The sequence below is a fragment of the Lactobacillus sp. MRS-253-APC-2B genome (genome assembly GCF_012843675.1).
Classification (GTDB): domain Bacteria; phylum Bacillota; class Bacilli; order Lactobacillales; family Lactobacillaceae; genus Limosilactobacillus; species Limosilactobacillus pulli.
Genome location: NZ_JABAFO010000017.1, coordinates 25,292 through 35,124 on the forward strand (window position 1 = coordinate 25,292; position 9,833 = coordinate 35,124).

The window sequence follows — 9,833 nt, forward strand, 5'->3', positions numbered from 1 at the left end:
AAATGGCAATGATTAAGATGATGGCCAGAATTGCCGTGGCTTCCCAGCGCTGATGTAATTTTTTAAATTATATTTGATTGGGATTAATTTAGTAATTTATGTGTAGAAGTTTAACGATAGCTGCAAACGCTTTGTTTTTATTTTTGCAAGTTAAAAAACAAGGAAATACATGACATCTACAAAGACAATTATTTGTGATTTTTTACACAAATTAATTGATCAAGCGATTTCTTTGGTGATAAGATGAACCTATCACATATTTGGTTTGTATAATTGGAGGTAATGATATGTCTGAAAAAAAGCGTGTTGCTGTCGTTACTGGTGGAGACCGTGGGATTGGCCGCGGCATTACAGACCAGCTGCTTAAGGATGGCTATTATGTCGTAATCGCCAACCGCAATGAAGAAGCCGGTAAGAAAGCTGTTGAAGAATTGAACGCTCAAGGGTACGAAGGCAAAGTCGTATCCGTAGCCGGTGACGCATCCAAGAAGGAAAGCCACGAACGTTTCGTTAAGGCTGCCGTCGATAACTTCGGCCGTTTAGACACGTACGTAAACAATGCCGGAATTGCTCAGATCAAGTTGCTCAAGGATGAAACCGAAGCTGACATGGACGAGATTTTCCACGTCAACGTCTACTCAGTGCTGTTCGGAATGCAGGCCGCTGCTGCGCAATTCCGCAAGCAGGACGATGGCGATAAGATCCGCAAGATTATCAATGCCTCCAGTATCGCCGGCCACATTGCCTTTGACATGCTTGGCGCCTACTCCGCATCCAAGTTTGCCATTCGGGGCTTGACGCAGGCTGCTGCCAAGGAACTTGGTCGTGAGCACATTACGGTCAACGCCTACTGCCCAGGCATCGTTGGCACTGACATGTGGGACTACATCGATGAAAAGATGGTTGAAGCATGGGGCGGCAACAAAGGGGACTACCTTAAAAAGTACTCTGGCTCCATCACGCTGGGCCGGGTTGAAACGCCGGCTGACGTGGCCAACTATGTATCCTGGCTGGCATCGACCAAGTCTGACTACATGACTGGTCAAGCCGTTCAAATCGATGGCGGGATTCAATTTATCTAATTCCAGCCTTTTCAAACTGAATATTTAAAGTAAAAGCCGCGCTCCTCACTAGGACACGGCTTTTTGCATGTTCAATTTTTTTCTCTCCCTAAAATAAAATTCTTACCGAAAAATTACTCATTTATAATCAGCTTTTATAGGACAACTCGTCTTGAATGCAAAGTTATAAAAATAATAAAAATTTTTAAAAACATAAATCAATATTAAAATAATCAGTCAGTGGATGATTTGCCGAACCAAGATGTTCCACGTGAAACCTAATCGAATTAATTTGCTCTGAAAGGCGACAGATAAGTATCTTTCGGCGTATAATTGAGTTTGCTGTAATCGTGAAAAATTCGCGTAAATAAAAGATGAAAAGGAGAACATCGTGACCAATCAAGTAATTGAATTTCGGCATGTCAGTAAGCAGTATGATGATAACCTTGTGCTGCGCGACATCAACTTTACGATTGAGGCCGGTAAGTTCTACACGCTGCTAGGCCCTTCAGGATCAGGAAAGACTACGATCCTGCGAATTATTGCTGGTTTTGACGATGCTACCAGTGGCGACGTTATTTTTGACGGCCAGCGAATCAATGATATTCCTGCTAATCAACGACAAGTAAACACGGTCTTTCAAGACTATGCGCTTTTTCCACATATGAACGTTGCTGAAAACGTAGCGTTTGGCTTGAAAATCAAGCGGATCCCCAAAGAAGAGATTGCCAAGCGGGTACAGGATGCTTTGCATATGGTGCAGCTGGACGGCTATGGCGAACGTGAAATCACGGAAATGTCTGGTGGTCAGCGGCAACGGGTTGCAATTGCCCGTGCGATCGTTAATCGTCCGAAAGTGCTGCTTTTGGATGAGGCGCTCTCTGCCCTTGACCATAAGCTGCGAGTGGAGATGCAGGCTGAACTGCGGGCTTTGCAGCGCCGCTTGGGAATCACCTTTATCTTTGTCACGCATGACCAAGGTGAAGCACTGGCAATGAGCGACCAGATCTTTATTATCAATGATGGTATGATTCAGCAGAGCGGCACGCCGGTTGATATCTACGATGAGCCGTTGAATCATTTTGTGGCTGATTTTATTGGCGAGAGCAATATTGTCCCAGGTATCATGAAGAAAGACTTTTTGGTCAATATCAATGGTCATGATTTCGAATGCGTTGATGCCGGTATGAAGCCGAATGAAAAGGTTGAAGCCGTCTTGCGCCCTGAAGATCTGGACATTACGACCGTTGATCAAGGAAAATTGGTTGCAACGGTTGATACGCAGCTGTTCCGGGGAGTTGACTATCAAATCATGGTTCATGATGAAGAAGGGCACGAATGGAAAATCAATTCGATTCATAAGACGAAAGTGGGTGAAAAAGTCGGCATCACGTTTGATCCCGAAGACATCCACATCATGCGCTATCATGAAACCGAAGCAGCCTTTGATGCACGGTTGGACAGCTATGAAGGCGACGATGAGGAGGGTGAACGTTGAAACAGCAAAAAATCTGGTTTGTCGTTCCCTATGCATTGTGGATCGTACTGTTTGTCGTGGCGCCATTGGTCTTGATCCTGTACCAATCCTTTTTTAACATCAACGGCCAATTTACGTTTGGCAACTATCAGAACTACCTAACCTCCAACGTTTATTTAAGGATGACGTTCAATTCGGTCTGGTATGCTTTTTTGATCACGCTGATCACGCTTTTAATCAGCTATCCGGCAGCGTATGTGATCAACCGGTTGCCGAATCGTCAGTTTTGGCTGCTGCTGGTCATTTTACCGACCTGGATCAACCTGCTGCTAAAGACCTATGCCTTTATCGGACTGTTTAGTCAAAACGGTTCGATCAATCAGTTTTTGCGGTTTGTCGGTCTGGGTAGCCACCAGATCCTGTTTACTGATGCCAGCTTTATTTTCGTCGCGGCCTACATTGAGATTCCGTTTATGATTCTACCGGTCTTTAACTCGCTGGCCGAGATTGATTCTTCATTAATCAATGCCAGTCGTGACTTAGGAGCCAGCTCCTGGCAGACTTTTTTGCATGTTGAGCTGCCATTGACGATGCCAGGGGTCAAGGCTGGGGTGCAGGCTGTCTTTATTCCATCGCTTTCTCTGTTTATGATTACGCGCCTGATTGGCGGTAATCGTGTCATTACTTTGGGGACGGCAATTGAGGAACATTTCTTGACGACGCAGAACTGGGGCATGGGTTCAACGATCGGTGTCGTGCTGATTATTGCCATGTTCATTGTAATGTTTGCGACTGGAGATCGGCAAAAGAAAAAAGGGGGTCGTGCTAAATGAAACATAAAATCAACTGGGGTGCGATCTATTTAGTAATCGTTTTTATTATTTTATATTTGCCGATTCTTTATCTGGTTGGCTTTTCATTTAGTTCCGGCAAAACGATGGAAAAGTATCAAGGATTTTCATGGACGCACTATCAGACGCTGTTTGAAGATACGCGAATGATTACCATTGTGATCAATACGCTGATCGTTGCCTTGTTGTCTGCACTTTTAGCAACGATTATCGGAACAATGGGGGCGCTGGCCATTAAACGAACCAAGAATGCCATGCGGAACACATTGCTTTCGTTTAATAATGTTTTGATGGTTTCGCCAGACGTTATTATCGGGGCCAGTTTCTTGATCCTATTCACGGTGATTGGCATGAAGCTCGGCTTTTGGTCGGTTTTGCTCAGTCATATCGCTTTTTCGATCCCAATCGTGGTCTTGATGGTACTGCCAAAAATTGATGAGCTGTCGCCAACACTGCTGGACGCGGCCGCGGATCTGGGCGCCAGTCCATGGCAGTCGCTGACCCGAGTAATGCTGCCCGCGATTGCTCCGGGGATCATGTCAGGCTACTTTATGGCTTTTACCTACTCACTGGATGATTTTGCGGTAACCTTTTTCGTAACTGGCAATGGCTTTTCAACACTGTCAGTTGAAATCTATTCAAGAGCCCGGCAAGGCATTGATCTGGAAATCAACGCGCTTTCGACTTTGATGTTCTTGGTGTCGTTGGCATTGGTGATTGGTTATTACTTTATCAGCAAGCATGGCGGTAGCCGCAAAAATCAGATCGTAACGATTAAAGAAGGTGACGTCCAATGAAAAAACTGCTTAGCTTTACCATTGGCATCCTGCTTTTATGCGGTGCGCTGTTTGGCTGCAACAAGCTGCTGAATCAAAAATCAGGCAATAGTGGCAGCAAGACTTTGACGATCTATAATTGGGGAGATTATATCGATCCGGCACTGATTACCAAATTCGAGCATGAGACCGGCTATCATGTCGATTACGAAACGTTTGACAGCAATGAGGCAATGCTGACCAAGATTCGCCAAGGCGGCACTCACTATGATATTGCCGTACCTAGTGAGTACACCATTCAACGAATGAAAAAAGAGCATCTATTAGAACCGATTGATCACAGTAAGATTCCCAATCTTAAATATATCGATCCGCAATTTTTAGATTTGTCCTTTGATCGGCATAATCGCTATTCGATTCCATATTTTTGGGGAACTTTGGGAATCGTTTATAACGATCAAAAGGTCAGCAAAAAAGACGTCTCACATTGGCGACAACTCTGGTCACCAAAACTCAAAGACAATATCATGATGATCGACAGTGCTCGTGACGCTATGGCCGTCGCACTGATTACGCAGCATCATTCGGTTAATACGACCAATACCAAGGAGCTGCGTCAAGCTGCCAATAAGCTTGATCAGTTGACGCCCAATATCAAAGCCGTAATTGCCGATGAAATGAAAATGTATATGGAGCAAAACGAAGCGGCGGTTGGCATTACCTATTCCGGTGAAGCCAGTGAGATGATGAGCGTCAACTCTCATCTGCATTACGTTGTGCCTAGCGAAGGCAGCAACATCTGGTTTGACAACATGGTAATTCCAAAGACAGCCAAGAACAAAAAAGCTGCCTATGCTTTCTTAAACTTTATGCTGGATCCTAAAAATGCCGCACAAAATGCAGAGTATATTGGCTATGCTACGCCAAACAAGGCCGCTAAGAAGTACTTGCCAAAGAGCGTTACCAGCAATCAGGCTTTCTATCCGCCGAAACAGACGATGAAGCATCTGCAGGTATATCATGATCTACCATTAAAAGACATTGGCATCTATAATGATCTGTTTTTGGAATTTAAGATGTTTAAGAAGTAACTAAAAAAGCTGATCGAAAATTTTCGATCAGCTTTTTGATTAATGATTATTCTTCAGTAGCTAGCTTACTGTGACGATAGCCATAGCCAAAGTAAAGTACCAAACCAATCAAGAACCAGATGCCCGCTCCAATCCAGGTATCAAGAGAAAGGAATGACATCATAAACAGGCAGGCACAGCCAGAAATGATTGGCAAGATAGGGAACCAAGGAACGCGGAAGCCGCCTTGATTACCGATGTCCTTACGCTTGCGCAGTGGGATGATTCCAAACGAAACCAGCGTAAATGCCAACAGCGTCCCGATATTAACCAGATCAGTCAGGCGATCCAGGGAAACCAGTCCCCCCATGACGGCAATAACCGCTGCTACAATCCAAAGCGAGATCTTTGGCGTGCTGGTCTTGTCATCCAGCTTGTTTAAAAATGATGGCAAGAGACCGTCACGACTGATGGAGTAGATTAGGCGTGAAGATGAGTAGATCATGGTAAACATCATCGTGGCCATCCCAATCAAGGCCCCGATTGAAAGCAGAGCAGCCAGCCAGTTTTGGTGAACGGCCTGCAGTGCAAAGGCAACTGGATTGGCAACGTCAAGTTTGGTGTATTTAACCATCCCCGTCAAGACGATTGAAACACCCATATAGAGTACCGCCGCAACTAACAGTGTGCCGATAATCCCAATTGGCATGTTCTTTTGGGGATTTTTAACTTCGGCAGCCGAACTTGAGATACAGTCAAAGCCCAAGAAGGCAAAGAAAACTGTCGTGGCCCCCTTGAAGACCCCATGCATGCCGTATGGAAGGAATGGCTGGTAGTTGGCTTTCTTGACGAAGAAGGCGCCAACCACGATAAAGGCAACGATAATTGCAATCTTGATCGCGATGGCAATGTTATTGACGCGTACTGATGAAGTCATCCCAAATGAAAGCATCCAAGTAATCAGCAAGACAATGATGATCGCCACAATGTTGACGTAGGTACCATGCGTTGGGTCAAAAGGACCGGACAAAGCCTTGGGAATATTGATTCCGCAGCTGGCCAGCAGCGAATTGAAGTAGGCCGCCCAACCAGTTGAAACCGAGGCTACGGCCAGCATGTATTCCAATACCAGCGCCCAGCCCATAATCCAGCCGATAAATTCACCGTAGACCACGTTACCGTAAGAGTAGGCACTCCCAGCAACCGGCATGGCTGAAGAAAACTCGGCATAGCACATTCCCGCTAATGCACAGACGACGGCTGCCGCCAGAAACGACAGTGAAACGCCTGGACCTGCGTCATTAGCTGCTACGGTCCCAGGTAAAATAAAAATACCTGTCCCAATGACCGCACCAATCCCCATTGCCATCAAATCGCCGGCTGACAGCGATTTGACGAATTTGTTGTCGGCTTTGAGGTAGCGAGAGAGGCTTTCTTTACGAAAAAGATTTAAACTCATCCGTCCTTAACCACCTTTGTTATAATATCAAATAGCTTAATAAATTTAAGTGACAGCTTATCATAGGCAAAAATAATGAGCAACAATTGCAGAACAATAAATGGATTTGCCGAACAAAATAAGCCATAATGACATTAATAATCATAATGTCATAATCATTAAAAGTCAATTAGAAAAATATTAAGGAGGAGCTTGAAATGGCGATTGAAACGACTGCAGGTGCCTTAGTCTATCGGAAAAATGCACAAGGAATCGAATATTTACTGTTGCAAAGTACAAACGAAGGCAATTTTTGGGGATTTCCCAAGGGTCACGTTGAAGGCAATGAAACGCTTCTAGAAACGGCTCAGCGAGAAATCAGAGAAGAGACCAGTCTGGTACTGCCAATTGATACCAGCTTTTCCGTTTATACCGAATACGACCTTCCCAATGGCAATCGCAAGCATATGACGCTGTACACTGCTGAATTACCTGAAGATGAGGATCTGCATCTGCAGGCAGAAGAGATCAAGAACGCCGGTTGGTTTGACTACCAAGATGCCCGGCAGCGTCTGACGTACGATAATCTAAAAGAGCTGTTGGATCAGGTCAACGCTCATCTGACACAGGCATAATGGATCAGCACAAGGTTTTTGTAATCACCGGAGCGGCCGGTACCGGTAAAACAACGGTAGCCAACTATCTGAGAGAAAAGTATGATATGGCCAAAGTAGTTACGCATACGACGCGATTGCCACGAGCCAATGAAAAAGATGGGATCGACTATTATTTTGAAACTCGTGACTCAATAAACAAGCGGCATTTATTGGAACAAGTTGAATATGATCATCATCTGTATGGATCATCAATTGAAGGATTGAAAAAGGGCTGGGAACGACACCGCTTCGACGTAATCGTTCTCGATACCCAAGGAGCATTGACCTATCGTGATAAACTGGGTGATCAGGCGGTAGTGATCTTTTTGACGGTTAGCCGGCCACAGCAGCTTTTTGAACGGCTGCATAATCGCGGTGATCATCCGGCTGCAATTGAATCACGGGTCAACAGCTGTGAGTATCTGCGTGATCTGTCATTGCCCAAGGAACTGGATGGACAGACGATTGAGATTGTCAATGATGACTGGTCGCAAACACAGCAAAGGCTGGATCAGCTGCTTAAGCATTACATTTGATCGTGAGTATGTTAAAATTATAGTTTCAAAAAGGACGGATGAAAAAATGACGGATCCTAAAGCGCAGGCTATGGCAGTCTTGCAAAAAAATCATCTGCGCGTTACCAAGCAGCGAAAAACGCTGATTGATTTTTTGGTTGCCTATCCGGATCGCTACGTCAGTGTTACCGAGATCGATAAGCATATGCGCCAGTTTTATCCAGGCGTCAGCCATAATACGGTTTATCGCAATCTGGAAGAGTTTCAAGAAATTGGACTGGTTGAGCTGAGCTCGCAGACAGGTGGCATGGTGGTTAAATACCGCTGCGATGAGTCGCATCATCATCACTTTATTTGCCAGCGTTGTGGACGCGTTCAAGAGATTCAGTTTCCGCCGATTGATTGGGATTTTTTGACTCAGCAATTGCCTGGTGCTAAGGTCACAGGACACAGTTTTGAACTGTATGGCCTGTGTGCTCAGTGTCGTCAACTGTCTTCGCATTAAATTCATCAATTCTTATTTTTTTCGCAAACTCTCACTGGCAATTTTTGCGCTAAGATAGAGAGCAGACGACAAAAGGAGAGAGAAGTAATGAAAACACCACCGTTTGTGACGCCATTTGCACTGGTATCGCTGGTACTGGCGTTAGGTGCTACCAACGTGGTGGTCAACAAAACCACCAATACCAGTGAAGGGGCTAAGATTGTCAGCACCTCATCGACTAGTCAGAGTACCAGCCAAAAAGATGACCAAGACAGCAGTCATAGCAGTGATCGCAAGAAGCCAAGCAGTGAAAGTGATTCTGACGTCCAAAGCAGCCGGACCAGCAGCGCTGATGAGGAATCAACGACCAAGACTTCATCAGCTAAGACGACTGGTAATGATACCGATACTGACACGACTGGTACCGGTACTGGTACGACCAGCTCATCGACAACCAGAACCAGTCAGACTGCAGGTACGACAACCAACAGTACGACTGGTACCAATTCAACGGCTAATAATACGACAACCAACACGACGACAACCACGACTGACGCCAATCAATAAGGGGGATCGCGACAGTGCTTAGTTTTTTAGACATGATCAACCATTGGCTGGGATATTTTAATATCAATGCCAAGCTGAAGAATCGCATCTACATCGTTATTGCCTTTTTAGGTGATCTGTATCTAATCTATGTCACCACGCGGCTGTTGATGAATCAAGCATGGGTACGAGGAATGCTTTATTGTCTGGCTGTAATCCTGATTACCTATTGCCTTTATATCAACGCAGTCTACTACTACCTTGACCGCAATTCCCGGTTTGACTTTTTGTCGCCATGGCTCTCAAAGATTACTGGGGTCGTTCCTACCGCCGATGATGTCAAGCCCAAGCGTGACATGCGTGCAGTCAATAATGCATCAAACGGCTACTTTACCAATCAAGATATCATCCCGGCTCAAGTTGAGGTTGATGCTCATGAGCAGCACAACTTACAGCGAGTCGTTGAGCAGCTGTTGGATGATGGTATCTTTACGGCTGACTATGATGGTCTTACTGATAGCCAGATCGTCAACGAAACGGCAGCGGGCGAGCCAGTCTATGCCTTGGATTCTCAACAGACGCCGCCTTACTTTGAACTGTATCATGATAAGCATCTGCGGCGGATTGAAATCTATATGGGGCTGAATCAGATGGAAAAACTGGCAGTTGGTCACATTGCCAAGGTCGGTTTGACAGATATTCATACTGCTCACGAGCAATATGAACTTTATTTAGCCAATCTGTTTGTGACGGGAGGACCGCATAAGATTGCCGGGCGCAATGGCTCAACGATCTTAATGGATGGTCAGTATGGCTTGGTTGCTAATGTTGCCTATCGCGATCGAGAAAAACGCTAAAAAAAGCTGTTGATTAGTCATGCTAACTGACCCGTACCCCCAAAGTTGGAAATACAACTTTGGGGGTATTTTTATGACCAAAATCAGCATAGAGACTAAGAT

Annotated in this window: 11 protein-coding genes; 10 read left to right on the plus strand and 1 reads right to left on the minus strand. The window is 45.2% G+C overall.

Annotation, left to right across the window (positions count from 1 at the left end; genetic code table 11):
• Window positions 1-287: 287 nt before the first annotated feature.
• The 5 genes from HF864_RS07895 to HF864_RS07915 all read left to right on the plus strand — a co-directional run bounded on the left by HF864_RS07895 (window position 288) and on the right by HF864_RS07915 (window position 5,256).
• Window positions 288-1,082: an acetoin reductase gene (locus HF864_RS07895; protein WP_169462441.1), complete on the plus strand. Its 795-nt coding sequence runs from the start codon at window positions 288-290 to the stop codon at window positions 1,080-1,082.
• A 370-nt stretch (window positions 1,083-1,452) separates the two neighbouring features.
• On the plus strand, window positions 1,453-2,559 hold the full coding sequence (locus HF864_RS07900) for an ABC transporter ATP-binding protein (protein ID WP_169462442.1): 1,107 nt from the start codon (window positions 1,453-1,455) through the stop codon (window positions 2,557-2,559).
• Complete coding sequence (locus HF864_RS07905; protein WP_169462443.1) at window positions 2,556-3,371, plus strand: ABC transporter permease; 816 nt, start codon at window positions 2,556-2,558, stop codon at window positions 3,369-3,371. Before HF864_RS07900 ends, HF864_RS07905 begins: the two co-directional genes overlap by 4 nt.
• Window positions 3,368-4,186, plus strand: coding sequence for an ABC transporter permease (locus tag HF864_RS07910; protein ID WP_169462444.1), 819 nt, complete (start codon window positions 3,368-3,370; stop codon window positions 4,184-4,186). The genes HF864_RS07905 and HF864_RS07910 overlap by 4 nt, the downstream gene beginning before the upstream one ends.
• Window positions 4,183-5,256 carry an ABC transporter substrate-binding protein gene (locus HF864_RS07915; protein ID WP_169462445.1) on the plus strand — a complete coding sequence of 358 codons (1,074 nt, stop codon included), beginning with the start codon at window positions 4,183-4,185 and terminating at the stop codon, window positions 5,254-5,256. Before HF864_RS07910 ends, HF864_RS07915 begins: the two co-directional genes overlap by 4 nt.
• Window positions 5,257-5,302: 46 nt before the next feature.
• Here HF864_RS07915 and HF864_RS07920 read toward each other — a convergent pair whose 3' ends face one another.
• A complete protein-coding gene (locus HF864_RS07920; RefSeq protein WP_169462446.1) occupies window positions 5,303-6,694 on the minus strand; it encodes an amino acid permease in 1,392 nt (463 codons plus the stop codon).
• A gap of 197 nt (window positions 6,695-6,891) precedes the next feature.
• On the opposite strand from HF864_RS07920, the gene HF864_RS07925 reads away from it, so the two are divergent.
• From HF864_RS07925 to HF864_RS07945, 5 genes are all read left to right on the plus strand, one after another.
• Entirely contained in the window at window positions 6,892-7,308 is a 417-nt protein-coding gene (locus HF864_RS07925; protein ID WP_169462447.1) for an NUDIX domain-containing protein, read from the plus strand.
• The gene (locus tag HF864_RS07930) at window positions 7,308-7,865 is read left to right on the plus strand and encodes an AAA family ATPase (RefSeq protein ID WP_169462448.1); all 558 of its coding nucleotides are present in this window, start codon (window positions 7,308-7,310) and stop codon (window positions 7,863-7,865) included. Before HF864_RS07925 ends, HF864_RS07930 begins: the two co-directional genes overlap by 1 nt.
• A 46-nt stretch (window positions 7,866-7,911) precedes the next feature.
• Window positions 7,912-8,349, plus strand: coding sequence for a Fur family transcriptional regulator (locus HF864_RS07935; RefSeq protein ID WP_169462449.1), 438 nt, complete (start codon window positions 7,912-7,914; stop codon window positions 8,347-8,349).
• Window positions 8,350-8,436: 87 nt separating this feature from the next.
• Window positions 8,437-8,895 carry a hypothetical protein gene (locus HF864_RS07940; RefSeq protein WP_169462450.1) on the plus strand — a complete coding sequence of 153 codons (459 nt, stop codon included), beginning with the start codon at window positions 8,437-8,439 and terminating at the stop codon, window positions 8,893-8,895.
• A gap of 14 nt (window positions 8,896-8,909) precedes the next feature.
• Complete coding sequence (locus tag HF864_RS07945) at window positions 8,910-9,731, plus strand: DUF6681 family protein (RefSeq protein ID WP_169462451.1); 822 nt, start codon at window positions 8,910-8,912, stop codon at window positions 9,729-9,731.
• Window positions 9,732-9,833 lie beyond the last annotated feature (102 nt).

Bases quoted from the DNA above. Each gene is read 5' to 3' on its own strand.
- HF864_RS07940 (WP_169462450.1), top strand. From the start codon at position 8,437: ATGAAAACACCACCGTTTGTGACGCCATTTGCACTGGTATCGCTGGTA.
- HF864_RS07930 (WP_169462448.1), top strand. From the start codon at position 7,308: ATGGATCAGCACAAGGTTTTTGTAATCACCGGAGCGGCCGGTACCGGT.
- HF864_RS07925 (WP_169462447.1), top strand. From the start codon at position 6,892: ATGGCGATTGAAACGACTGCAGGTGCCTTAGTCTATCGGAAAAATGCA.
- HF864_RS07920 (WP_169462446.1), bottom strand. From the start codon at position 6,694: ATGAGTTTAAATCTTTTTCGTAAAGAAAGCCTCTCTCGCTACCTCAAA.
- HF864_RS07915 (WP_169462445.1), top strand. From the start codon at position 4,183: ATGAAAAAACTGCTTAGCTTTACCATTGGCATCCTGCTTTTATGCGGT.
- HF864_RS07935 (WP_169462449.1), top strand. From the start codon at position 7,912: ATGACGGATCCTAAAGCGCAGGCTATGGCAGTCTTGCAAAAAAATCAT.
- HF864_RS07910 (WP_169462444.1), top strand. From the start codon at position 3,368: ATGAAACATAAAATCAACTGGGGTGCGATCTATTTAGTAATCGTTTTT.
- HF864_RS07895 (WP_169462441.1), top strand. From the start codon at position 288: ATGTCTGAAAAAAAGCGTGTTGCTGTCGTTACTGGTGGAGACCGTGGG.